A 22,266-nucleotide genomic window follows, 5' to 3' on the forward strand; every position below is an offset into this window, starting at 1 on the left:
CCCCACCCGCCACCCCGGACAATTCACCCAACAGACTGCCAGCCAATGAACGTTACACAAGATCTTTCTTTCCTCGCGCTCATCTCCAATGCCCACCTGATCGTGCAATTGATCATGGCCCTGTTGCTGCTCATTTCCCTGACCAGCTGGACCTATATTTTCCGCAAGATGTTTGCGGTACGCCAGGCGCGCAAGCAAACCATCGAGTTTGAACGCAGCTTCTGGGCGGGCGGCAACCTGCACGCGCTGCATCAAAGCGCCAACGGCAACCGCGACCAGAGCGGCGCGCTGGCCCGCATCTTCGACGCCGGCATGGGCGAATTCATCAAGGGCAAGGCTTCCTACGGTTCGCGCGAAGCGCTGGACGTCAGCGCCGTGCTCGACGGCGCCCGCCGCGCCATGCGCGCCGCCTTCCAGCGCGAAATGGATGTACTCGAATCGCACCTGGCCTTCCTCGCCTCCGTCGGTTCCGTCTCGCCCTACATCGGCCTGCTGGGCACCGTATGGGGCATCATGAACGCCTTCCGCGGTCTGGCCAACGTGCAGCAAGCCACCCTGGCAGCCGTCGCGCCCGGTATTGCCGAAGCGCTGATCGCCACCGCCATCGGCTTGTTCGCGGCCATTCCAGCCGTCGTCGCCTACAACCGCTTCTCGCACGACATCGACCGCCTGGCGATCCGCTTCGAAAGCTTCGTCGAGGAATTCTCGAATATCTTGCAGCGCCAGTCGCGCTAAGAGGGAGCACTGCCCATGGGTTCCTCATTCAATAGTGGCGGCATGCGCGGTGGCCGCGGCCGCAAGTTCAAGTCGGAAATCAACGTCGTGCCGTATATCGACGTGATGCTGGTGCTGCTGATCATTTTCATGGTGATGCCGTCGTCGAACAACCCCAGCGTGGTGAACTTGCCCAACGCGGAAAAGTCGGCAAAACCACCCGATGACTATATTCAGATCGTCTTGAAGCCAAATGGTTCGCTGTCGATCGGCCTGATCGGCAAGGACCAGCTGGCGCCGGAGACGGAACCGAACCGCGACGCCCTGCTGCGCAAGCTGCGCGGCTTGCACGACACCAATCCCGAGTATCCCGTGATGATTGCGGGCGACAAGGAAAGCAAGTACGACGACGTGATCCAGCTCATTTCGGAAGCGAAAAAGATGGGCATCACCCGCGTTGGCCTGGCCACCAAGTAAGCGCCCCATCCTGTCTCCGGACTTGACCGTTTTTAGATAGACTAGACTTTGCAGAACAAACAAATCGACCATGTACACGGCGTGCCCTACAGCGTGCCGCGCGAACGCAGGCGCTGGCCCTCGCTGGGCCTGGCGCTGGCGATGCATCTTGGCCTGCTGTTTTTCCTGTGGGTAGGCGTACACTGGCAAAGTACGGAACCGGTCGCAGTGGAAGCGGAAGTATGGGATATGCAGGTGCAGACGGCCGCGCCGCCGCCCGATGTAGCGGCCGATCCCGAGCCGACGCCAGCGCCGCCGCCGCAACCGGCAGTCGAGCAGCCGGCCCCGCCGCCACCGCCGCCGGTGGCAGCGCCCGAGCCGAAGGTCGACCTGCGCGAAGCGGAAATCGCCCTCGAACGCAAGAAGGCCAAGCTGAAGGAAGAGAAAGACAAGGCGGCCGCCGAAGAACGCCGCAAGCAGGAGCAGAAGGAACGCGAAGAAGAAAAGCGCGAACTGGAGAAACAGAAGCAAAAGGATAAAGAGAAAGTCGACAAGCTAGAAAAAGAAAAGGCTGACAAGCTGGAAAAAGCCAAACTGGCGAAAGAAAAAGAAAAAGAAAAAGCGGAAGAAAAAGCCGAGAAAGAACTGGCAGACAAGAAAGCCGCAACGGAAAAAGCTGCCAAGGCGAAAAAAGCGGCAGAAGAGAAAAAAGCCGCCGACAAGGCACGTGACGCCGAAATGAGCCGCATCACGGGCGCAGTCGGCACGGGCACGACGGGTACGGCCGCGAAATCGACCGCGCCACGCAAGGACAGCGGCTATGTCGCTGCCCTGACGAGCAAGATCAAGAGCAATATCGCCTACAGCGGTAGTACGGACGTGCCGGGCAACCCGCGCGCCGTGTTCAAGATCGAGCAATTGCCAACTGGGGAAATTATTTCGGTCCGAAAGATCAAAAGTAGCGGCCTGCCGGCGTATGACAGCTCGGTGGAAAACGCCATTAATAAATCGTCACCACTGCCGAAGAAAAAAGACGGCACCGTGGAACGCGAGATTGAACTCATATTCGAGATGAAGGATTTGCCTAAATGATGACCATGAAAAAAATGAGCCATGTCGTGCTCTGCGCCAGCCTGCTGCTGGGAGCGGCCGGTGCCCAGGCGCAGCTGCGCGTGGAAATTACCGGTATCGGCAGCAACCAGATTCCTGTCGCCATCGCCAATTTCGTCAATGAATCGGCGGCGCCACAAGCGCTGTCGTCCATCATCAAGGCCGACCTGGCCCGCAGCGGCGTGTTCAAGCTGATCGATGCCGACACGGCCATCGCGGAAACGGCGCCTGTCAGCTACGACCAGTGGAAGGCGCGCGGCGCCGACGCGCTGGCCGCCGGCAGCGTGCAAACCATGGCCGATGGCCGCCTCGACGTGCGCTACAAGCTGTTCGACACCATCAAGGGTACCCAGCTGTCGAGCATGAACAATGCGGCAGCGCCGCAGTTCAACCGCTTGCTGGCGCACAAGATTGCCGATGACATCTATGAAAAGCTGACGGGCACCAAGGGCGCGTTTTCCACGCGCATCGCCTACGTCACGCAATCGGGCCGCGAATACCGCCTGGAAGTAGCTGACGCCGACGGCGAAGGCATCCAGGTTGCCCTGCGCTCGCAAGAGCCGATCATTTCGCCAGCCTGGTCGCCGGACGGCACCAAGGTGGCGTATGTGTCGTTTGAAAAACGCAAGCCGATTGTCTACGTGCAAAACCTGGTGACGCGCCAGCGCACCATCGTGTCGAATGAAAAAGGCAGCAATTCGGCGCCAAGCTGGAGCCCGGACGGTACGCGCCTGGCCGTGGCCCTGTCGCGCGACGGCCATACCCAGGTCTACATCATGAACGCCGATGGCGGTGGCTTGCGCCGCCTCTCCACCAGCAGCGGCATCGATACGGAACCGCAATTCTCGGCCGATGGGCTAAGCATTTACTTCACCAGTGACCGCAGCGGCGGACCACAAATCTACCGCATGCCCGTCAGTGGCGGCGAAGCCAAGCGCGTGACGTTTGGCGGCTCCTACAACACCAGCCCGCGGATTGCACCCGACGGGAAGACACTCGCTTATATTTCCCGTCGCGACGGCAATTTCCAGCTCTACGCGCTTGACCTGGCTAGTGGCCAGGACCTGCGCCTGTCGGACACCGCCAACGACGAATCACCGAGCTTTTCGCCCAACGGGAAATATATCATGTACGCGACCGAATCCGGACGACGCAAGTCGTTGGCGGTGGTTTCGGTGGATGGCCGCGTCAAGCAGCGTCTGACCACGCAAGCTGGCAATATCAAGGAGCCCACCTGGGGTCCTTTCATGAAGTAATGCAGTACGTTTTACCTTAACCACGACCCGGAGAATAAAAATGAGTAATTTTAAAAGCTTAGCTTTCATCGCAGCTGCTGCAGCCCTGCTGTCCGCTTGCAGCACCCCTGTCAAACTGGCAGAAACCCCAGTCGTCGAGCGCGCTCCTGAAAAAACCGCGCCGCCAGCACCAGACGCGCGTGAAGTCAACACCGTGGTCGCTGCCATCGATCCACTGAACGATCCAAAAGGCGTGCTGGCTAACCGCAGCGTGTACTTCGACTTCGACAAATACGTTGTGCGTGAATCGGAAACGCCAGTGGTGCAAAACCACTCGGCTTACCTGGTGAAAACCCCAGCACGCAAAGTCATCATCCAAGGCAACACCGATGATCGCGGCGGCGCTGAGTACAACCTGGCCCTGGGTCAAAAACGTGCTGAAGCAGTGCGCAAGTCGATGGCAGCCATGGGCGTGTCCGACAGCCAAATGGAAGCTGTGTCCTTCGGCAAAGAAAAGCCTAAGGCTCAAGGCAACAACGAAGCAGCATGGGCAGAAAACCGCCGCGCTGACATCGCTTATTGATATCCAGCGGTAGGCGCAGCAAGATAGACGCTTACCTAACTGGCCAGTCATAGGCATAATAACGGGGCGCTGCGCGGATATTGTCCGCCCTGCGCCCCGTTTGCATGTTTGCGTAACTTTTGAAAGCCCGACTCATGATGACATTCTCGAAAGCCGGCGTCGCCGCCGCCCTGCTGGCCGCATTTGCCGCCCTGCCCCTGCACGCCAACGCAGCCCTGTTCGACGACGACGAAGCACGCAAGGCCATCCTGGAGCTGCGCTCGAAAGTGGACTCACTGTCACGCGACATGAATAGCCGCATCGATACCAAGGCAGACAAGACCAGCACCTTGAGCCTGATCAACCAGCACGACCAGACCATGCAAGAGATCGCCCGCCTGCGCGGACAGATCGAAGTGCTGGGCAACGACCTGGCGAATGTGCAAAAGCGCCAGAAAGATTTCTACACCGACCTCGACGCGCGCCTGCGCAAGCTCGAACCACGCCAGGTGACCATCGATGGCCAGGAAGCGGCCGTCGGCGTATCCGAGCAAAGCTCCTATGAAGCGGCGCTGGGCCTGTTCAAGTCGGGCGACTACAAGGGTGCCGCCACGGCGCTGGACGCCTTCGTCAAGCGCTATCCTGACTCGGCCTACGCGGCCAACGCGCAATACTGGCTGGGCAACGCCTACTACGCCCAGCGCGACTGCAAGAGCGCCATCAGCGCCCAGCAAGCCGTCGTGAAGAACTACCCGGACAGCCCGAAGGCGGCCGATGCCATGCTCAACATCGCCAGCTGCTACACGGAGCTGAAAGACAAGCCCAACACCACCAAGACCCTGAACGCGCTGATCTCGCGCTATCCCGACTCCAGCGCCGCGCAAACGGCCAAGGAACGGGCCGGTAAAAAGTAAAACCAGGGAAAAAGTTGCCCGTTAGGTTTGACAGAATCCCGGGCACCCCCTATAATCTTTCTTCTTCGGGTCGTTAGCTCAGCTGGTAGAGCAGCGGACTTTTAATCCGTTGGTCGCAGGTTCGAATCCCGCACGGCCTACCACGAATACGCAGTACTGATCTGCTTGCGAGTTGTTATAGCAAGCATTTTTTTACTGCACAGTGTTACCGAAGTTGTTGTAAAAAGTTTTTGGGTCGTTAGCTCAGCTGGTAGAGCAGCGGACTTTTAATCCGTTGGTCGCAGGTTCGAATCCCGCACGGCCTACCAAATACTATGAAGAAGCCAACCGTTCGCGGTTGGCTTTTTTGTTGTGCGCGGCCATTTCTGCCGCACATCAACAGCAAGCAGCCCGATGCCGACACTCAGGCCGACACCACCCGCGCACCAGCCCTCCCCATCAGCGACTGCACTGCCCGCCCCAGCGGCACCTCCACCCAGCGGTAAAACGCCGCGCCTGCCGCCAGGCTGGCACCCCAGGCCGCCAGCATGCCCAGCGCCTGCCATTCTGGCTCAAGCGGCATATAGGAAGTGAACAGTGCATTCACCAGCAGGCTGACGGGGAAGTGGACGAGGAAGACGGCGTACGAGATGCGGCCCAGGGCGTTGATGACGTTCCAGGCGCGGCCATGCGATGGCGTGCGGGCGCGGCCGAACAGGAACAGGGCGCAGGCGGTGACCAGGGCCAGGGCGATGCGGCTGCGGTAGTCAACGGCCAGAGCCAGCAGGACCGGCACGGCGGCCATGGCCATGAGCATGGTCATGGCGCCGGGCTTGCGGGCCGGGTCGCTGGCCCACCAGGCCATTAGCCCCAATCCATAGCTGCCGAAGAAATACGGCGCCCAGTTGTCCCAGCCGGCGTCGAGATTGAAGTACAGCAAGGAAAACAGGATGCCCAGGGTGACGGCCAGCGGCATCAGCCAGCCGAGCCGCCGCTTGCCCGCCAGGCGGCCGCCCAGCCACAGCAGCAACACCGTCAACATGTATAGCTGGAAATCGATGGCGACGTACCAGGCGCCGGCCGACAGCGATTCATAGCCGAGCACGCCGTGCAGCAGCAGCGCATGGGCGCTCAGCTGGCCCAGCGTGACGGCGCCCGACATGGAATCGTGCGTCATCCAGATGCCGGCCACGGGGGTAATGATAGCGGCCAGCAAGGTGGCGGCCAGGAAAGGCGGCGCCAGCTTGGCGTAGCGGCGCCAGACGGCTTGCATGGGAGAAACAATGCCGGGGCGGCCGGCCGGCGAGAGCGATTTGGCGACGAGAAAGCCACCGATGACGAGGAACACTTGCACGGCGATGCGCGCGTTACTGCCCAGCCAGGCCAGCAAGTCGGGCCACAGGGGCTGCACGTAATCGGACATGGGGCCGTAAAACGCCAGGTGGTGCAACACGATCAATTGCGCCGCACCGGCCTTCAACAGATTAATCCAGCCAAACTGCGCGCGGGCAGCCTGATCCACCCCAGCTACCATTCCTGCCACTGCCTTCATCTACAACCCTTGCCATACAACTACTTTTTTCAACAACACAATCCCAGACAAGCGTATTGCCGATGATTTTGCCGACCGGCCGACATGATAGCCGAGCCTGGCAAATGGGGTGGCACGGCAGGCTAGGCGCCGCCCTGCCCGGCCGCATTGAGCACGCCTGGCACGCCTGGCTCATCCGGCGCCAGCGGCTGCTGCGCCAGGATGGCTTTCAACAAGCCTGGGAAGCGGCTGTCGATGTCGGCGCGGCGCAGGGTGTTCAGGTGTGTCGTGCCGGCATTTTCCGTGTAGACCAGGCCCGCTTCGCGCAAGACCTTGAAGTGGTGCGAGACGGTCGATTTCGGCCGTCCGCCGTCGAGGTCGCCGCAGGCGGCCGCCTCGATGCAAGCCAGGTGGCGCACGATGTCGAGGCGGATCGAATCGCTCAAGGCGTAGAGCACGCGCTCAAGGACGAATTCGCTGGCAGAGGGATGTTTGTGTGGACGCATCAGCAGAATCATACAGCATCGACTATACTAATTCCATTCTTCGAATATTTACGAACTAACGAATCAACATATGCATTTTATGCATTAACAACCCCATAACACCCTAAAGGCCACCATGTCCGCCCTCTTCCAGCCCTACACCCTCAAAGATATCACCTTGCGCAACCGCATCGCCGTGCCACCGATGTGCCAGTACATGGCCGTCGACGGCCTGGCCAATGACTGGCATCTGTCGCATTACGCGGGTATGGCGCGCGGCGGCGCCGGCCTGGTGATCGTCGAAGCGACGGCCGTGGCGCCTGAAGGACGCATCACGCCCGGCTGCACAGGCATCTGGAACGATGATCTGGCACAAGCCTTCGTGCCGGTCGTGAAAGCCATCAAGGCGGCCGGCTCCGTGCCCGGCATCCAGATCGCCCACGCGGGCCGCAAGGCCAGCGCCAACCGCCCATGGGAGGGCGACGACCATATCGTTGAAGCCGACGCGCGCGGCTGGCAAACCATCGCGCCGTCCGCCATCGCCTTTGGCGGCGGCCTGTCGAAGGTGCCGCGCGCCATGGACCTCGACGATATCGCCCGCGTGCGCCAGAACTTCGTCGATGCCGCCCTGCGCGCGCGCGAAGTGGGCTTCGAATGGCTGGAACTGCACTTTGCCCACGGCTACCTGGCGCAAAGCTTCTTTTCCGCCCACTCGAACCAGCGCGACGATATCTATGGCGGCAGCCTGGAAAACCGCAGCCGCTTCTTGCTGGAAACTTTGAAAGCCGTGCGTGCAGTGTGGCCCGAGCACCTGCCGCTGACGATACGCTTTGGCGTGCTTGAATTTGACGGCCGCGACGAGCAAACCTTGCTCGAATCGATCGGCCTGGTGCGCCAGTTCAAGGATGCCGGCATGGACATGATCAGCGTCAGCATGGGCTTTACCATTGCCGAGACGTCGATTCCCTGGGGCCCCGCCTTCTTGGGTCCGATCGCCGAGCGCGTGCGCCGCGAAGCGGGCGTGCCTGTCTCGTCGGCCTGGGGCTTCGGCACGCCGGCCATCGCCGAGCGCGTCGTCAAGGATGGGCAGCTCGACGTGGTAATGGTGGGCAAGGCGCACCTGGCCAATCCGCACTGGGCCTATTTTGCCGCCAAGGAATTGGGCGTAGAGCGCGCCTCGTGGGTGATGCCAGCGCCGTACGCGCACTGGCTGGAACGCTACTGATCGTCTTTCGCCTTCGCCGTTGCCGGATGCCCCTCCAGGGGCAGTTCCGGCAGGAACAGCAAGGCGACCAGTCCCAATAGCAGCAGCACGGCGCCGGCACCAAACACGCTGGCAATGGCGTGGCGGTAGACTTCCACAGTGTGCAAATGCGGCGCCTGCGCCGCGTGCGCGCCCAGCGCCGAGACGGCTTCCACGCCATGCTGGTGCAACTGGTGCGCCAGGATGGCGCCGGACGCCGTCACGCCCAGCAAGCCACCCAGCGAGCGGAAGAAGGCCAGCATGGCCGTGCCCACGCCGCGCCGCGCCAGCGGCAAGGCATTTTGCACGGCAATCGTCATGTTCGGCATCACCAGGCCCAGCCCCGTGCCTAGGAAGAAGATGGCCGGCTCGATGATCCAGTAACCCTGCGCCGTTTCCATGGCCCAGGCCAGCACGGCAAACGCCACGGCCGCCACGCCCAGCCCCGCCACCTGCACCATCTTGTACTTGCCCGAGCGCGACAGCACGCGGCCGTTATACATCGACGACGCCACCAGCCCCACCATCATGGCCACCGTCATCACGCCCGATTCGGCCGGACTGGTACCCATCACCAGCTGGAAGAACAAGGGAAAGAAGATGCTGGCGCCCATCAGCCCCATGAAGGTCATGGCCATCACCAGGCTGGCGATATTGAAGGTGCGGTTCTCGAACAGGTCCGGCGGCAGCACGGGCTCGTCCACCCGCCCCACGTGGAAAGCCAGCCAGGCGCCCATCAGCACGGCGATGGCGCCACACACCTTGATGGCCAGGCTATCCCACGGCCACTGCGTGCCGCCCAGCGCCAGCACCAGCAGCGCCGCCGTGACGGCCCCCGTCAGCAGGACGGACCCCAGATAGTCGATCTTGTGCGCGTGCGTGCGCACAGGTTTGCGCATGGCGCGCGCGATGCTATAAAAGGCCACGGCGCCCACAGGCAGGTTCACATAAAAAATCCAGTGCCACGAGAGCGCATCCGTAATCACCCCGCCCAGCACCGGCCCCAGCACGCTGGTGACGGCAAACACGATGGGCACCATGCCCTGGCGCTTGCCCCGTTCGGCGGGCGGCACGATGTCGCCGATGATAATTTGCGCCAGCGGCATGAAGCCGCCCGCGCCCAGCCCTTGGATGGCGCGGAAAATGATGAGTTGCGTCATGTTCTGCGCCAAGCCGCACAGCACGGAACCGAGCAGGAAGGTCAGCAAGGCCGTAAAAATCATGGGGCGGCGGCCATATTGGTCGGCCAGCTTGCCGTACAGGGGCATGGTGGCCGTCGAGGCCAGCACATACGCCGTCACCACCCAAGACAGGTGCGCCATGCCGCCCAGGTCGTCGACGATGCGCGGCAAGGCCGTAGCGACGATGCTCTGGTCCAGCGCACCCAGGCCCAGCACGGCCATCAGGCCCAGGTAAGTGGCGCGTACTTCGCGCTCCGTCAGCGGCGCTGCCGCGGCCTCTGCCACATATTTGTCGAGCTTGCTCATGCTTGTGCTATCTCAAGAAGGGGTTGCATGGCGGCGGCCAGCGCGTCCATCTGCTGCGGTGACAAATGGGCAATGCGCCGCGCCAGCGCATCGCGGCGGCGCGCGCGCAAGGTGTCGAGGATGCTCAAGCCTTGCGCAGACAATTGCAGCCCGGAGCGGCGGCGGTCTTGCAGATCGGGCGCGCTGCGCTCAACCAGCCCCGCCTGCTCCAACGATTTGACCTGCGCGCTGACAGTGGGTCCGCGTACGTTTTGCAGGCGCGCCAGCGCGGCCACGCCGATGCCGGGCTGCTCATGGATCAGCGCCAGCAGCAGATATTGCATCATCGACACATGAGCGTCCATCTCGCCCCCTTCGCGCTGCATGCAACGCATCAAGCGCTTGAGCGCCGTGCGCAATTCATCGGACAGCGCCAGCGCGCGCTCGGGAATGGGGAGATCTTCGTCAGGGGGCATGGAGCTCATTAATATAGGTAGGCTATCTACCCATATTAGGCTGCGGCGCACCGCCATGCAAGGCTTTTTTCCGCCCGCGCCCAGCCCAGCCCTTCCCAAAACCCACTTTGGCGGTCATAATAGCCGCCCTTGGGTCGTTAGCTCAGCTGGTAGAGCAGCGGACTTTTAATCCGTTGGTCGCAGGTTCGAATCCCGCACGGCCTACCAAGAATTTGCAGTCCTCAATTGTTTTGCGCATTGTCATGGCAGACAGTTGTACCGCAGCGTGTTACCGCAGTTTAGTTGTACAGTTTTTGGGTCGTTAGCTCAGCTGGTAGAGCAGCGGACTTTTAATCCGTTGGTCGCAGGTTCGAATCCCGCACGGCCTACCAAATACCTCAGAGAAGCCCACGAATTTCGGTTCGTGGGCTTTTTTGTTTCTGCCCGCACCTCAGAAAATCTTGGTGAATCACATTGCGATTCAGAAAAAATCAATACTTGCCCCTTATCATGCATGTATTCCAGCACCGCACTCACCTTCCACATGCCATTTACCATCGCCACCCCCGTCCACAGCGAACTCATCATCAAGAAAAGCCGTTTCATCGGCTGCGTGCAGCCGATGACGGACCGCGCCAGCGCGCAGCAGGTGGTGAATAGCTTGAAGGCGCAGCATCCGGGCGCCTGCCATGTGTGCTGGGCGCTGCTGGCGGGCGGGCAATCGGCGGCCGTCGACGATGGCGAGCCGAGCGGCACGGCCGGGCGACCCATGCTCGACGTGTTGCGCCACCAGGACCTGGAAGGCGTGCTGGCCACCGTCGTGCGCTACTTCGGTGGCATCAAGCTGGGCGCGGGCGGACTGGTGCGGGCCTATACGGACAGCGTGGCGCAAGCGCTGCTGCAGGCGGAAAAGACGGCCATCGTGCGCCAGAAAACCCTGCGCTGCACGCTGCCGTACGCAATGGAGGGCATGCTGCGCCGCGAACTGGACGCGGCCGGCGCCACCTTGCTGCAGGTGCAGCATGGCGAGCATGTGCTATTCGACTTCAGCCTGCCTGAAACGGCAGCCGGCACCCTGCTGGCCCGCCTGGACGAAGCGGGCAATGGGCGCATCGACTGGCAGCACGACGAGGACTGAAGCGGCCCGTACGCGTCCTGCGGCGCATGAAATTACTGTACGCGGCGCACTTTCGGCGAATTGTTGGTGCCGTCGATCTTCAGGAAGAAGGTACCGACGAAATTGCGCTCGACCCTGACCTTGGCATTGGTCGCTGGAGGCAGCACGGCAGAACTGCCGTCGACGATGCGCCACACCTGGCCATTGCTCAATTTGATCAATTCATTGCCGCTCCAGCCATCGAACTTGCCCACGATGGTGCTGCTGATCGAGTTGCTTTCTTCCGGCACGGCGACCTTGACCGGCTTGACCGATTCCATGCCAAAGCTTTGCTCGCGCTGCTGTGTGGTGGGCATGGTAGCGACGGCGGCGACGGCGGCAACAGACGCAACAGGTGCGGCAGGTGCGGCACTACCCAAAGGAATGGCGTCGTAGCATTTCACGCGGCTGGAGACATCGGCCATGGAACGGCATTGCAACATGGCAGCATCATCGGCCAGGGCCGCGCCCGATACGAACAGCAAAAAAAAGAGAGCTTTCATCGAAATTCTTTCAAAATTAAGGAGTTGCGCCAGGCATGCCGTTTGGCCATGCGTATGGAAGATGATTATATAGATAGCCAGAGGCCATGGCATGGGAAGCTTGCCACGGCCTGCATGGCTTGCCAGCAATTCAGGTGCCGCGCGGGCGCTTGATCTGCAACAAGATGAAATGTGTCCATGCCAGCGCAGGCAGCACCGCCAGCACCAGCGCCAGCCCGGCAGGCATGTCGGGCACGAAGCGCACGAAACAGGCGAGGAAGCCGGCGATGGCCAGCCAGAAGCGCCAGTTGAATGCATACGCCTTGCGCGCCACGGTGGCCAGCGCGATGCGCCAGAATTCTGCCAAGGCCCACAGGCCGCCCGTCAGCAGCAATGCAGCCAGCGCGTTGGCGCCGGGCGCCTCGGCGTAGGTGCGCACCAGCTGGTACAGCAGCACGGGATAGCCGGCCGTCATGGCCAGGGTGGCGGGGCCGGCGGCGATGACAGCTTCGACCAGCTGCCCTTTGGAACGATGATCCACTAAATATTACTCCTTAGGCCACCACGCCCGAATGGGCGGCAATCACTTGCAGCGCGCCGGCCGCATTGTGCGCCCAGACGCGCGTAAAACGGAAGTCGCCATGCGTTTCCACGTCGTGATAGTTGCCCGTCAGCTGCATGCGCACAGAGACCACGGCCACGCTACCGTTGATGCGCACATGGCGCTCGGAAGCACGCAAGTCGGTAATGATCAGCAAGCGCTGCTCGTGCGCGGCCAGGTCGGCATGTTTGCTCAGCAAATGGCCCAGGTGATTCGTAAATAGCAACTCATCGGCCAGCAACTCATTCAGTGCGGCAACATCGGACGCCATCATGGCCAGGCGCAAGCGCTCTTCCGCGTCCAGCACGTGCACTTCCGTTAAAACATGCATCTTTTTCCTTCCTGTTAAATAATTCGCGGCACATTGGTCAATGTATAAACGTGTCATGCTGGCACGAAATAGCCCATTTCACAATCATCCGGAAGACTTATGCCTGTGGAGCATATTCATATAGCGTAATATTCGCAGCGGTATTATGCAGAACGCCAGCATAGTACTGTACAGTGCTTGCCCTTCCGCCCCGGGCTGGGGCAGCTGTTACCTGTAGCAAAGTTGCATGTGCACACTGCAGTGTCGAATAAAACCAAGATAAGGCCCACTTATGGCAATTAACATCATCCTGAACCTGCTCGTTGCGCTGATCGTCTTCGCCTTCATGTTCCACCAGCAACGCAACCACGCGACGTTTACCGTGCGCGTCTTCACGGGCCTGGGCCTGGGCGTGCTGCTGGGCGCGGCCGTGCAAGCGCTGTACGGCGCCGGCTCGCCCATCATCGCTGGCACCAATGAATACATCGACATCGTCGGCAGCGGCTATGTAAAACTGCTGCAAATGATCATCATGCCGCTGATCATGGTGTCCATCATTTCCGCCATTTTAAAACTCAAGGATGCCAGTTCGCTGGGCAAGATCAGCGCGCTGACCATCGGCACCCTGCTCATTACCACCACGATCGCCGCCGCGCTGGGCATCCTGATGGCCAAACTGTTCGGCCTGACGGCTGTCGGCCTGACGTCCAGCGCCGCCGAAGTGGCGCGCGGCGTGCAGTTGCAAGGTTCGCTGGAAACGGCAAAAGCCCTGTCGCTGCCGAAACTGCTGGTCAGCTTCGTGCCGACCAACCCCTTCCTCGACATGACGGGCGCGCGCAAGACGTCGACCATCGCCGTGGTCGTGTTCTCCATCTTCATCGGCATCTCGGCCACCGGCATCGCCGCCAAGAAGCCGGAAATCTTCGCTTCCTTCGAAAGCTTCATGAAAGTGGCGCACGCCATCGTCATGCGCATGGTGACACTGGTGCTGCGCCTGACGCCATACGGCGTGTTCGCGCTGATGTTTGAAGTGGTTGCCTCATCGAGCTACACGGACATTCTGAAACTGATCAACTTCGTCGTCGCCTCGTACAGCGCGCTGATCCTGATGTTCCTGGTGCACCTGGCCATCATCGCCGGCACGGGCCTGAACCCGCTGCGCTTCATGAAGAAAGTCTTCCCCGTGCTGGCGTTTGCATTCACCTCGCGCACCAGCGCCGGTTCGATCCCGATGAGCGTGCAGACGCAAACCCAGCGCCTGGGCACGCCGGAAGGCATTGCCAACTTCGCCGCCTCGTTCGGCTCGACCATCGGCCAGAATGGCTGCGCCGGCATCTACCCTGCCATGCTGGCCGTGATGATCGCCCCCACCGTGGGCGTCGATCCATTTACCGTCAGCTTCCTGCTGCCGCTGCTGGCCATCATCACCATCGGTTCCGTCGGCGTGGCCGGCGTGGGCGGTGGCGCCACGTTTGCCGCGCTGATCGTGCTGTCGGCGATGGACTTGCCCGTCGCGCTGGCCGGCTTGCTGATCTCGGTCGAACCGCTGATCGACATGGGCCGCACGGCGCTGAACGTCAGCGGATCGATTACGGCCGGCACCGTCACCAGCCGCGTCATGGGCGAGACCGACCTGGCCGTCTACAACAGCGACGACGCACCCGACCTCGACGAAGCGGAACACACGGCGTAATTGCCCATCTGTTTGTTGCATTATTTAGTCATATAAGCACGCCTCCCGGGCGCGCCGCTACAGGCGCGCCCATTCCCGGCCAGCACAAGGGCAAGCCGCCGGTCTGCCTGAACAGCCTGCATGACCTGACCTTCACCAACAGTCAGGATATGCCATGGCCTGCCCCATCTCGCCAGCGTTTCGGCTGTAGGTTTGTTGCAGATCAAACCAGGCTCTCTTTGCACCATCCCAGCGCCGCTGATTTGTAACGCCGGTGAACCTGCGCCCACCCGCCTACTCTAATTTTTGCAAGCAATGCCAGCGTGCTCCAGCTGCCAGTGATGGAGGCGGCTGAGGCGTGCCAGGCGTGCGAGGCATGCGTTCCCACGATAGCCTTTCACCGAAAAGGAACAATCATGACGGCTCCACTCCCAACTACCAGCAAGCTTCTCCTCGCCAGCGCCATCGTCTGCGCGCTGCTGGGCGGCTGCAACAAGCGCAGCGATACCAGCACCACCACGCCAGCGGCCACCGAGCCGGCAACGGCGCCAGCGGCCACCATGCCAAAGACGCCACCAGCCATTACGCCATCGACCACGCCCGGCACCACCACCAGTCCCGAAGGCAGCACCTCGCCGCCACCAGGCGAGCCGCCCGCCAACGCCACCCCACCGGGAGCGGCGACAGGCACGGGCTCGCCGCCGCCGCGCAACAGCTAGCGCAGTGTGCTGGCCACTCTGCAGGCAAAAAAAGAGCCTTCCGCAGAAGGCTCTTGAAATACCACGGCGCAGCGCAAGCTGGCCCTGGCCCGGTTTTACTTTTGCAGGCTGACCGAAGCGGCCTTCAGGGTGCGGCGGCCCATCAGGAACTGCACCGCCATCTTCAGCATGCGGTAGACGAAGCGCAGCATCAGCAAGGTCAGCACGCATTCGAGCAGGGTCAGGATCATGGCTACAGCCACGGGCATGCGTTCGGCACGGCGGTGGAACTTGGCCACGGCGCCATCGCGGGCGATCTCGATGCTGTCATAGAAGGTCGGCACCACCAGCAGGGTCAAAATCGTCGAGGTGATCGTGCCGCCGATGATGGCGATCGCCAGTGGGCGGTAGAACTCGCCGCCCTCGCCCAGGCCCAGCGCCACGGGGAACATGCCGGCGATCAGCGCAAACGTCGTCATCAGGATGGGGCGCAGACGCATGCGGCCCGCATACATCAGTGCGTCTTCGCGGCCATAGCCTTCTTCCTCGCGCTTGCGCGCCGCGTCCAGCAGCAAGATGGCGTTCTTGGCCACCAGGCCCATCAGCATGATGATGCCGATAAAACTCATCAGGTTGAGGGTGTTATTCGTGATCACCAGGGCCACCACCACGCCGATCAGGCTCAGCGGCAAGGACATCATCACGGCCACCGGCGCCGTGAAGGAACCAAACTGCATGACCAGGATCAAATACATCAGGCCGATACCCATCACCAGGGCGATCAGCATTTCCGTGAACAGCTCTTGCTGGTCCTGGCCGGCACCGCCCAGCGCCAGGCCATAACCGGGAGGAAAATCGATGGCCTTGGCCAGATTCATGGCGTCGGTAGTCACTTCGCCGTTCGAACGGCCCTGCGCATTGGCCGACACGGTAATCGTGCGCTTGCCATTCTTGTGCTCGATACCGGACGGGCCCTTGCCCATGGTAATGGTGGCGATCTGGTCCAGTGGCACCATTTGCGAGGTACCCGTCACGCTGATCGGCAGGCGCTCGATGTTTTCGGACGCCACGCGGTCGTCGGGATGCAGGCGCACGGCCACGTCGCGCGTCTCGCCCGTCGGATCGACCCAGTCGCCCACTTCCACGCCGGCAAACGCCACGCGCAACGATTGCGCTGCATCATTGACGGAAATACCCATCGAGTTGGCCAGGCCACGGTTGAGTTCAATCTGCAACTCGTTCTTCGGGTCTTGCTCGGACAGCCCGACGTCGACGGCGCCAGGGATCAGGCGCATCTTGTCCATGTAGGCATTCGTTATTTCCATCAGCTTGCGCGAGTCCGGCCCTGTGAATTCCACCTGGACCGGTTTTTGCGAACCGTTGCTCAAGTCGTCCTGCACCACGTATTCGGCGCCCACCAGGCGCGACATCTTTTCGCGCAGCTCGACTGCGATTTCCTTGGCAGAACGCTTGCGGGTGTTGCGCTTGCCGATATCGACATACACGCGCCCGCCGTTCGCATTGACGGAGCTGTTGGTATCCTTGGTTTCAGGCAAGGAGCGCGCCAGGACGGCCGCCGCTTCCAGTTTCAGGCGCGAATACTCGATGCTGCTCGACGATGGCGTGCGCACATTGATCATCAGGTTGCCCGAATCGGATGCTGGCAGGAAACTGGTGCCACCGTGCGTGGCGTGCAGCGCGATGGCGCCCACCAGGCTGCCAAAGGCGATCACGGCCATCCAGCGGCGGTGATGCAGGGCCCAGGCGATGACGTTGCCGTAGCGGTCGGCCTGGTGGTCGAACCAGTGATTGAATTTCTCCAGCACGCGACCGATGCCTTTTTTCGGCGCCGCATGTTCCTCGACCGGGTCGCCCCAGAAGGCCGACAGCATCGGATCGAGCGTAAACGAGATGCCCAGGCTGACCAGCACCGAGCACGTCACCGTCAGGGCGAACGGACGGAACCATTCGCCCGAGATGCCGGGCATGAAAGCCACGGGAATGAAGACGGCAATGATCGAGAAGGTCGTGGCAGCCACGGCCATGCCGATCTCGGCTGTACCTTCCAGCGCCGCCGTGCGGCGATCCTTGCCCATCTGCATGTGGCGCACGATGTTTTCGCGCACCACGATGGCGTCATCGATCAGCACGCCAATGGCCAGCGACAAGCCCAGCAGGGTCATGAAGTTCAGGGTAAAGCCGCACAGCCACACGGCAATGAAGGCGGCAATCACGGAAGTCGGCAGGCTCAGCGCCGTAATCAGGGTCGAGCGCCAGGAGTTCAGGAAGGCGTAGACGACGAAAATGGTCAGCACGGCGCCCAGCACCAGCGATTCGATCACATTGTTCAGGCTATGCTGGGCGTTCTCGCCGCCATCGCGCGTTACTTGCAACTGCGTGCCTTTCGGCAAGGTCTTGTTGATTTCCCCGATCATGTCGCGGATCTTGTTGGCCACGCTGACGGTGGAGGCATCGCGCACGCGGGTAATCGATATGCCCACGTTGGGCTTGCCGCTGCGCACGCTCAAGCTGTTGATTTCGGCAAAGCCATCCTGGATGGTCGCCACTTGCGCCAGGCGCACGATTTCCTCGCCGCGGCGCTTGATCACCACCTGTTCGAAATCGCTTGGGGACTCGATGCGGCCCACCAGGCGGATACTTTTCTCGTCCAGGGTGCCGCGCACCTTGCCGACCGGCGCGTTGGTATTCTGGTTGCGCAAGGCGGTGACCACATCGCTGACGGAAACATTGTATTCACGCAACTTTTCCGCGCGCAGCAGGACAGACAGTTCGCGTTTCAGCGAACCGCCCACATTCACCAGCGCCACGCCATCGACGGCGCGGAAACGGTCCGACAGCACGTCTTCGGCCAGGCGCGAGATTTCCGCATGGCTTTGCGTGCTCGACGACAAGGCCAGCTGCATGATCGGTTCGGCCGAAGGGTTGATGCGCTGCAGGATCGGTTCGCGCATTTCCGTCGGCAGCTTGTAGCGCACGGCGGCAATGGCGTTGCGGATATCGTCGGAGGCCTCGATCAGGTTGGTCTTGAACGAAAACTGCAGGAAGATGCTGGCCGAGCCTTCGTTGGCGCTGCTATTGACCTCGGTCACGCCGGAAATGCTTTGCAGCGACTTTTCCAAGCGGTTGACCACTTCGCGCTCGACCGTATCGGGCGATGCGCCAGGGTAAGGAATGCTGACGACGATGAACGGCACTTCGACGTCCGGATTCTGGTTGACGCGCAGTTTCTTGAGCGCCAGCAAGCCGACGCACATCATCGCCAGGATCAGGACGATGGTGGCGGTGGGCCGCTTGATACTGAAATCGGAAAGGAACATGGCTTAGTTTCCTTTACCGGCAACGGCGGTGCTGCTGCTGGCCATGGCGGCCGCTGGCACGGCCTTGGCGGCAGTCAGTTCGACTTTCTGGCCATCCTTGAAGGTCGAGCCCGGCGTGCGCAGCACGGTGTCGCCACTGGCCAGGCCGCTTTGCACTTCCCACTGGCCCGTGCGCACATCGCGCGCGCCGATGCGCAAGACGGCCTTCTGCAAGGCCTTGTCCTTGACTTTCCAGGTATAGGTCTGGTCGCCAGCCTTCACCAGGGCCGAATCGGGGATCATCAGCGCGCTGACGGTGGCCGCTTCGATGCGTCCTTCCGCATACAGGCCCGCCACCCTCGGTTGCTCCTTGTCATTGAAATCGACCAGCACGGCCACCTGGCGCGTGATGGCGTTGGCGGCAGGGTCGACCCGGCGCACCTTGCCCGCAAAATCCTGTCCCGGATAACCATTGATGCGGAACAACACCGGCTGGCCCACCTTGACGACGCCGATCTTGTCGGCCGAGACCAGACCCTCCAGGCGCATGCTGGTCGGATCGATGACCTTGATCAATTCCTTGCCGATTTGCGCCGTATCGCCATTCGATACCTTGCGCTCGCTGACGATACCGTCGAACGGTGCGCGCACGAGGGTGCGCTGCAACTGCTGGCGGGCCTGCACGGCGCGGCTCTTCGCGGCCGACAGGTCGCTCTGCGCATTGTTGCGGCGGATTTCCGCGTCTTCCAGCGCCTGCGTCGAAGTCATGCCCGAGGCGCGCAGGGTTTTCATGCGCTGGAACATGCGTTCGGACTGCTCCAGCACCTGGCTGGCGGCGCGGCTCGCTTCCTCGGCCGAATTGAGGCTGTCGCGGATCGACGTTTCGTCCAGGCGCACCAGCACGTCGCCCCGTTTGACAGCTTCGCCATTCTCTTTCAGTACCTGGATCACCACGGCCGACACTTCGGCGCGCAGGTCGGCGTTGCGCTCAGGCTGCACCGAGCCGGTGATGACGGGACCGGACGCCAGCGCATTGCCTTGAATGGTCAGCAAGTCTTCCGGCGATACCAGTAAATTGACGGCGGCGCTGGCCTTCTCGTCCTTGCCGTCCTTGCCAGTGCCTTTGCCAGGATCTTTAGACTCTTTGCCACAGGCGGCCAAGGCAGAAGCGATTGCCAGAACAAACAGGGTTTTGCGCAACATGGATAACTCTCCGGATAGATTGGACCGCTATCAGCCCGGCGGCCCGGATAGGGCAGGCAAGCGATAGGCAGGTATTTATTGTTTTATTAAAACCACAAGCGCCAAAGTATCCATGAGCGTGTCTGGCCATGTCAATCGGCGGTTTCCTGTAATGCTTTAATCAATGGATGAAACGTAGTTTTTACGCCCTGAAACGCAAAACCCCGCCTTCAGGCGGGGTTTTGCAGGGGGGGGCAATGACGCCTAGCGGCCGAACACGACATTGACCAGGAAACCGATCACCACGCCCGTGCACAGGCCGCCAGTGATTTCCACCAGCGTGTGGCCCATGCGCTCGCGCAGCGTCGTGTGCGCCGCACTGCCCGCCTCCCTGGCCAGGCGGTTGATGGCCGCCGCCTGCTTGCCCACGTGCTGGCGCAGGCTGTTGGCGTCGATGATGACGATGAAAGCCAGGGTGACGGCCACGCCGAAGGCGGGATGGCCGATGCCTTCGCGCAAGGCAATCAGGGTCGCCATGCTGGAAACGACGGCGCTGTGGTTGCTGGGAAAGCCGCCATTGCCGACCAGGCCGAACGCCCATTGGCGCGTGCGGGCACTGTTGATCAGGAATTTGATCGGTCCGACCAGGATCCAGGTGATCAGGGGCGTGACGAGGTAAGCGATATCCACGGGGTATTCCTTCTTCTATATATATGTAGTGTGTGTCAGGGGCTGCGGCAGCCAGGCAGGCGCGCCGCAATTATCGCAGATCAAGCGCACCAGCAGAACTGTCTGTCGACACCGACAAAACGCCGCGCGCAGCGGCAATAATATAAAATCATGGCGTATACAACAATTGACGTATATCAACACTGGGTGCGGCGCGATGCGCGGCGCTGATAATCAAACGTCTTTCACACTTGCAACGGGGTCCCCATGCGGCATTTCAGAATTTCTTTTTTAGTTACCTTCATCCTGATGGCGGTGTCCGGCTGGTGGGGCTACAGCCACGGCGGCACGAGCGGGATGATCAATGCCCTGTGGATCACAGGCGTGCTGGGCATCATGGAAGTGTCGTTGTCGTTCGACAATGCGGTGGTGAATGCCTCGGTCTTGCGCCACTGGAATGAATTCTGGCAAAAACTGTTCCTGACGGTAGGTATCCTCGTGGCCGTCTTCGGCATGCGGCTGCTGTTCCCGCTGGTCATCGTTTCCGTTGCCACGGGCCTGGGCCTGGTCGATGTGTGGACCATGGCCACCACCACGCCGGAAGTGTATGCCAAGCACCTGACGGACAACCACGCGCAAGTGGCGGCCTTCGGCGGCGCCTTCTTGCTGCTGGTGTTCCTGAACTTCATGTTCGACGATGAAAAAGAATTGCACTGGCTGGGCTGGGCCGAGGAAAAGGTCAACGCCCTGGGCACCGAGGGCCTGGCCATCCTGATCACCATGGGCGCCGTGGCCGCCTGCGTGGCCATGGGCCCAGTCGATGAAAAATACAGCGTGCTGGCAGCCGGTATCGTCGGCATCGCCGTCTACATCGGCGTGAACTGGATCAGCGGCTTGCTGGAGGAAGGCGAACCGGACCTGCAGAACGACGAGGAAGACGCTGCGCCAGCGAAGAGCGGCAATGGCGACCTGGTGAAAACGGTGGCGCGCGGCAGCATCGGCGGCTTCCTGTACCTGGAAGTGCTGGACGCCTCGTTCAGCTTTGACGGCGTGATCGGCGCCTTTGCCATCACCAACGATGTCGTCATCATCATGCTGGGCCTGGCCATCGGCGCCATGTTCGTGCGTTCGATGACGGTATTCCTGGTCCACAAGGGCACCCTGGACGAATTCGTCTACCTCGAACACGGCGCCCATTATGCGATCGGCATCCTGGCCTTGATCATGCTGGCATCCGTCAAGTACCATATTCCGGAGTGGTTCACGGGCCTGTCGGGCGTGGCCTTCATCCTCGTCTCGCTGTGGTCGTCCTTGCGTTATCGCAAGCGGCACGCGGCACAAACTTGAAATCGGGGGTTCCGCCCCCAATTGAGAGAGTAATGGCACGAGCGCCCTGGCGCTCATCCCATGAAGGCATAATTGAGTTTAATTACTGAAAAGGAGCACCACATGGCAATCAGTTTGCAAAAAGGCGGCAACGTCAACCTGAGCAAGGAAGCACCGAACCTGAAGAAGATCATCGTCGGCCTCGGCTGGGATCCTCGTTCGACCGACGGCGCCACCTTCGACCTTGACGGCAGCGCTTTCCTTCTGAAAAGCGACGGCAAAGTCCGTGGCGACTCTGACTTTATCTTCTACAACAACCTGAAGTCGACCGACGGCTCCGTCGTCCACACGGGCGACAACACCACCGGCGAAGGCGAAGGCGACGATGAGCGCATCGAAATCGACCTGTCGCGCGTGCCAGCCGAGATCGACCGCGTCAGCATCACCGTGACGATCCATGACGCCGACGCGCGCCGCCAGAACTTCGGCATGGTCTCGAAAGCCTTCATCCGCTGCCTGAACGCGGAAGGCGAAAAAGAAATCGCCCGCTACGACCTGTCAGAAGACAGCTCGACCGAAACGGCGATGATCTTTGGCGAGATCTACCGCTACAACGGCGAATGGAAGTTCAAGGCCATCGGCCAGGGCTTCAACGGCGGCCTCGGCCCCCTCGCACGCTCGTTCGGTGTGAATGCTTAAACGT

At 61.3% G+C, this 22,266-nt stretch carries 22 protein-coding genes and 4 tRNA genes; 16 read left to right on the plus strand and 10 right to left on the minus strand.

Going from position 1 to position 22,266, the window contains the following annotated elements; all coding sequences use genetic code 11:
- The first annotated feature begins 45 nt into the window (after positions 1 to 45).
- The 8 genes from tolQ to ACQ4W6_RS22800 all read left to right on the plus strand — a co-directional run bounded on the left by tolQ (position 46) and on the right by ACQ4W6_RS22800 (position 5,299).
- Positions 46 to 735 carry a protein TolQ gene (gene tolQ, locus ACQ4W6_RS22765; protein WP_436569450.1) on the plus strand — a complete coding sequence of 230 codons (690 nt, stop codon included), beginning with the start codon at positions 46 to 48 and terminating at the stop codon, positions 733 to 735.
- A gap of 15 nt (positions 736 to 750) precedes the next feature.
- Positions 751 to 1,191 carry an ExbD/TolR family protein gene (locus tag ACQ4W6_RS22770; RefSeq protein ID WP_436569451.1) on the plus strand — a complete coding sequence of 147 codons (441 nt, stop codon included), beginning with the start codon at positions 751 to 753 and terminating at the stop codon, positions 1,189 to 1,191.
- Positions 1,192 to 1,239: 48 nt separating this feature from the next.
- A complete protein-coding gene (tolA, locus tag ACQ4W6_RS22775) occupies positions 1,240 to 2,262 on the plus strand; it encodes a cell envelope integrity protein TolA (protein WP_436569452.1) in 1,023 nt (340 codons plus the stop codon).
- Positions 2,262 to 3,536: a Tol-Pal system beta propeller repeat protein TolB gene (tolB, locus tag ACQ4W6_RS22780; RefSeq protein ID WP_436569508.1), complete on the plus strand. Its 1,275-nt coding sequence runs from the start codon at positions 2,262 to 2,264 to the stop codon at positions 3,534 to 3,536. The genes tolA and tolB overlap by 1 nt, the downstream gene beginning before the upstream one ends.
- Before the next feature lie 40 nt (positions 3,537 to 3,576).
- Complete coding sequence (gene pal, locus ACQ4W6_RS22785) at positions 3,577 to 4,098, plus strand: peptidoglycan-associated lipoprotein Pal (protein WP_436569453.1); 522 nt, start codon at positions 3,577 to 3,579, stop codon at positions 4,096 to 4,098.
- A gap of 134 nt (positions 4,099 to 4,232) precedes the next feature.
- Entirely contained in the window at positions 4,233 to 4,991 is a 759-nt protein-coding gene (gene ybgF, locus ACQ4W6_RS22790; RefSeq protein WP_436569454.1) for a tol-pal system protein YbgF, read from the plus strand.
- A gap of 67 nt (positions 4,992 to 5,058) precedes the next feature.
- Positions 5,059 to 5,134: transfer RNA gene (locus ACQ4W6_RS22795), tRNA-Lys, on the plus strand.
- Between the two features lie 89 nt (positions 5,135 to 5,223).
- Positions 5,224 to 5,299: transfer RNA gene (locus ACQ4W6_RS22800), tRNA-Lys, on the plus strand.
- A gap of 95 nt (positions 5,300 to 5,394) precedes the next feature.
- On the opposite strand, the gene ACQ4W6_RS22805 is transcribed toward ACQ4W6_RS22800, so the two are convergent.
- Both ACQ4W6_RS22805 and ACQ4W6_RS22810 read right to left on the minus strand, forming a co-directional pair.
- Positions 5,395 to 6,522 carry an acyltransferase family protein gene (locus tag ACQ4W6_RS22805; protein WP_436569455.1) on the minus strand — a complete coding sequence of 376 codons (1,128 nt, stop codon included), beginning with the start codon at positions 6,520 to 6,522 and terminating at the stop codon, positions 5,395 to 5,397.
- Between the two features lie 122 nt (positions 6,523 to 6,644).
- Positions 6,645 to 7,007: an ArsR/SmtB family transcription factor gene (locus ACQ4W6_RS22810; RefSeq protein ID WP_436569456.1), complete on the minus strand. Its 363-nt coding sequence runs from the start codon at positions 7,005 to 7,007 to the stop codon at positions 6,645 to 6,647.
- Positions 7,008 to 7,122: 115 nt separating this feature from the next.
- On the opposite strand from ACQ4W6_RS22810, the gene ACQ4W6_RS22815 reads away from it, so the two are divergent.
- A complete protein-coding gene (locus ACQ4W6_RS22815) occupies positions 7,123 to 8,211 on the plus strand; it encodes an NADH:flavin oxidoreductase/NADH oxidase (protein WP_436569457.1) in 1,089 nt (362 codons plus the stop codon).
- Here the strand turns inward: ACQ4W6_RS22815 and ACQ4W6_RS22820 are convergent.
- Positions 8,205 to 9,716: an MDR family MFS transporter gene (locus ACQ4W6_RS22820; RefSeq protein ID WP_436569458.1), complete on the minus strand. Its 1,512-nt coding sequence runs from the start codon at positions 9,714 to 9,716 to the stop codon at positions 8,205 to 8,207. The two genes, ACQ4W6_RS22815 and ACQ4W6_RS22820, sit on opposite strands and share 7 nt — an antisense overlap.
- Complete coding sequence (locus tag ACQ4W6_RS22825) at positions 9,713 to 10,171, minus strand: MarR family winged helix-turn-helix transcriptional regulator (RefSeq protein WP_436569459.1); 459 nt, start codon at positions 10,169 to 10,171, stop codon at positions 9,713 to 9,715. Before ACQ4W6_RS22825 ends, ACQ4W6_RS22820 begins: the two co-directional genes overlap by 4 nt.
- A gap of 131 nt (positions 10,172 to 10,302) precedes the next feature.
- Here ACQ4W6_RS22825 and ACQ4W6_RS22830 point away from each other — a divergent pair.
- The 3 genes from ACQ4W6_RS22830 (at position 10,303) to ACQ4W6_RS22840 (ending at position 11,288) form a co-directional block, all read left to right on the plus strand.
- A tRNA-Lys gene (locus ACQ4W6_RS22830) sits at positions 10,303 to 10,378 on the plus strand.
- A gap of 88 nt (positions 10,379 to 10,466) precedes the next feature.
- Positions 10,467 to 10,542, plus strand: a tRNA-Lys gene (locus ACQ4W6_RS22835).
- 122 nt (positions 10,543 to 10,664) lie between these two features.
- Positions 10,665 to 11,288 carry an IMPACT family protein gene (locus ACQ4W6_RS22840; protein WP_436569460.1) on the plus strand — a complete coding sequence of 208 codons (624 nt, stop codon included), beginning with the start codon at positions 10,665 to 10,667 and terminating at the stop codon, positions 11,286 to 11,288.
- Positions 11,289 to 11,320: 32 nt separating this feature from the next.
- On the opposite strand, the gene ACQ4W6_RS22845 is transcribed toward ACQ4W6_RS22840, so the two are convergent.
- The 3 genes from ACQ4W6_RS22845 to ACQ4W6_RS22855 all read right to left on the minus strand — a co-directional run bounded on the left by ACQ4W6_RS22845 (position 11,321) and on the right by ACQ4W6_RS22855 (position 12,720).
- The gene (locus ACQ4W6_RS22845; protein ID WP_436569461.1) at positions 11,321 to 11,809 is read right to left on the minus strand and encodes a hypothetical protein; all 489 of its coding nucleotides are present in this window, start codon (positions 11,807 to 11,809) and stop codon (positions 11,321 to 11,323) included.
- Between the two features lie 130 nt (positions 11,810 to 11,939).
- Positions 11,940 to 12,329 (minus strand): hypothetical protein, encoded by a 390-nt coding sequence (locus ACQ4W6_RS22850; RefSeq protein ID WP_436569462.1) that lies wholly within the window; start codon positions 12,327 to 12,329, stop codon positions 11,940 to 11,942.
- Between the two features lie 13 nt (positions 12,330 to 12,342).
- On the minus strand, positions 12,343 to 12,720 hold the full coding sequence (locus ACQ4W6_RS22855) for a nuclear transport factor 2 family protein (RefSeq protein ID WP_436569463.1): 378 nt from the start codon (positions 12,718 to 12,720) through the stop codon (positions 12,343 to 12,345).
- A gap of 271 nt (positions 12,721 to 12,991) precedes the next feature.
- Between ACQ4W6_RS22855 and ACQ4W6_RS22860 the strand changes: the two genes are divergently transcribed.
- Positions 12,992 to 14,392, plus strand: a complete 1,401-nt coding sequence (locus ACQ4W6_RS22860) for an L-cystine transporter (protein ID WP_436569464.1) — start codon at positions 12,992 to 12,994, stop codon at positions 14,390 to 14,392.
- A 395-nt stretch (positions 14,393 to 14,787) separates the two neighbouring features.
- On the plus strand, positions 14,788 to 15,090 hold the full coding sequence (locus ACQ4W6_RS22865) for a hypothetical protein (protein ID WP_436569465.1): 303 nt from the start codon (positions 14,788 to 14,790) through the stop codon (positions 15,088 to 15,090).
- Positions 15,091 to 15,185: 95 nt separating this feature from the next.
- On the opposite strand, the gene ACQ4W6_RS22870 is transcribed toward ACQ4W6_RS22865, so the two are convergent.
- The 3 genes from ACQ4W6_RS22870 to ACQ4W6_RS22880 all read right to left on the minus strand — a co-directional run bounded on the left by ACQ4W6_RS22870 (position 15,186) and on the right by ACQ4W6_RS22880 (position 20,258).
- Entirely contained in the window at positions 15,186 to 18,407 is a 3,222-nt protein-coding gene (locus ACQ4W6_RS22870; RefSeq protein ID WP_436569466.1) for an efflux RND transporter permease subunit, read from the minus strand.
- Positions 18,408 to 18,410: 3 nt separating this feature from the next.
- A complete protein-coding gene (locus tag ACQ4W6_RS22875) occupies positions 18,411 to 19,589 on the minus strand; it encodes an efflux RND transporter periplasmic adaptor subunit (RefSeq protein WP_436569467.1) in 1,179 nt (392 codons plus the stop codon).
- Between the two features lie 243 nt (positions 19,590 to 19,832).
- Complete coding sequence (locus tag ACQ4W6_RS22880) at positions 19,833 to 20,258, minus strand: divergent PAP2 family protein (protein WP_436569468.1); 426 nt, start codon at positions 20,256 to 20,258, stop codon at positions 19,833 to 19,835.
- A gap of 246 nt (positions 20,259 to 20,504) precedes the next feature.
- Between ACQ4W6_RS22880 and ACQ4W6_RS22885 the strand changes: the two genes are divergently transcribed.
- Both ACQ4W6_RS22885 and ACQ4W6_RS22890 read left to right on the plus strand, forming a co-directional pair.
- Positions 20,505 to 21,584 (plus strand): DUF475 domain-containing protein, encoded by a 1,080-nt coding sequence (locus ACQ4W6_RS22885; RefSeq protein ID WP_436569469.1) that lies wholly within the window; start codon positions 20,505 to 20,507, stop codon positions 21,582 to 21,584.
- 102 nt (positions 21,585 to 21,686) lie between these two features.
- Positions 21,687 to 22,262 carry a TerD family protein gene (locus tag ACQ4W6_RS22890; protein WP_436569470.1) on the plus strand — a complete coding sequence of 192 codons (576 nt, stop codon included), beginning with the start codon at positions 21,687 to 21,689 and terminating at the stop codon, positions 22,260 to 22,262.
- Positions 22,263 to 22,266: the final 4 nt, after the last annotated feature.

The sequence above is a fragment of the Janthinobacterium woesei genome (assembly GCF_051380875.1).
In the GTDB taxonomy this organism is placed as follows: Bacteria; Pseudomonadota; Gammaproteobacteria; order Burkholderiales; family Burkholderiaceae_D; genus Janthinobacterium.

What these genes read in the sequence shown, in the direction of transcription:
- ACQ4W6_RS22825 (WP_436569459.1), bottom strand. Translation starts at nt 10,171, where the DNA reads ATGCCCCCTGACGAAGATCTCCCCATTCCCGAGCGCGCGCTGGCGCTG.
- ACQ4W6_RS22875 (WP_436569467.1), bottom strand. Translation starts at nt 19,589, where the DNA reads ATGTTGCGCAAAACCCTGTTTGTTCTGGCAATCGCTTCTGCCTTGGCC.
- ybgF (WP_436569454.1), top strand. Translation starts at nt 4,233, where the DNA reads ATGATGACATTCTCGAAAGCCGGCGTCGCCGCCGCCCTGCTGGCCGCA.
- ACQ4W6_RS22845 (WP_436569461.1), bottom strand. Translation starts at nt 11,809, where the DNA reads ATGAAAGCTCTCTTTTTTTTGCTGTTCGTATCGGGCGCGGCCCTGGCC.
- tolQ (WP_436569450.1), top strand. Translation starts at nt 46, where the DNA reads ATGAACGTTACACAAGATCTTTCTTTCCTCGCGCTCATCTCCAATGCC.
- ACQ4W6_RS22865 (WP_436569465.1), top strand. Translation starts at nt 14,788, where the DNA reads ATGACGGCTCCACTCCCAACTACCAGCAAGCTTCTCCTCGCCAGCGCC.
- ACQ4W6_RS22815 (WP_436569457.1), top strand. Translation starts at nt 7,123, where the DNA reads ATGTCCGCCCTCTTCCAGCCCTACACCCTCAAAGATATCACCTTGCGC.
- ACQ4W6_RS22885 (WP_436569469.1), top strand. Translation starts at nt 20,505, where the DNA reads ATGCGGCATTTCAGAATTTCTTTTTTAGTTACCTTCATCCTGATGGCG.
- ACQ4W6_RS22870 (WP_436569466.1), bottom strand. Translation starts at nt 18,407, where the DNA reads ATGTTCCTTTCCGATTTCAGTATCAAGCGGCCCACCGCCACCATCGTC.
- ACQ4W6_RS22770 (WP_436569451.1), top strand. Translation starts at nt 751, where the DNA reads ATGGGTTCCTCATTCAATAGTGGCGGCATGCGCGGTGGCCGCGGCCGC.
- ACQ4W6_RS22840 (WP_436569460.1), top strand. Translation starts at nt 10,665, where the DNA reads ATGTATTCCAGCACCGCACTCACCTTCCACATGCCATTTACCATCGCC.
- tolB (WP_436569508.1), top strand. Translation starts at nt 2,262, where the DNA reads ATGACCATGAAAAAAATGAGCCATGTCGTGCTCTGCGCCAGCCTGCTG.
- ACQ4W6_RS22810 (WP_436569456.1), bottom strand. Translation starts at nt 7,007, where the DNA reads ATGCGTCCACACAAACATCCCTCTGCCAGCGAATTCGTCCTTGAGCGC.
- ACQ4W6_RS22820 (WP_436569458.1), bottom strand. Translation starts at nt 9,716, where the DNA reads ATGAGCAAGCTCGACAAATATGTGGCAGAGGCCGCGGCAGCGCCGCTG.
- ACQ4W6_RS22855 (WP_436569463.1), bottom strand. Translation starts at nt 12,720, where the DNA reads ATGCATGTTTTAACGGAAGTGCACGTGCTGGACGCGGAAGAGCGCTTG.
- ACQ4W6_RS22860 (WP_436569464.1), top strand. Translation starts at nt 12,992, where the DNA reads ATGGCAATTAACATCATCCTGAACCTGCTCGTTGCGCTGATCGTCTTC.
- ACQ4W6_RS22805 (WP_436569455.1), bottom strand. Translation starts at nt 6,522, where the DNA reads ATGAAGGCAGTGGCAGGAATGGTAGCTGGGGTGGATCAGGCTGCCCGC.
- ACQ4W6_RS22890 (WP_436569470.1), top strand. Translation starts at nt 21,687, where the DNA reads ATGGCAATCAGTTTGCAAAAAGGCGGCAACGTCAACCTGAGCAAGGAA.
- pal (WP_436569453.1), top strand. Translation starts at nt 3,577, where the DNA reads ATGAGTAATTTTAAAAGCTTAGCTTTCATCGCAGCTGCTGCAGCCCTG.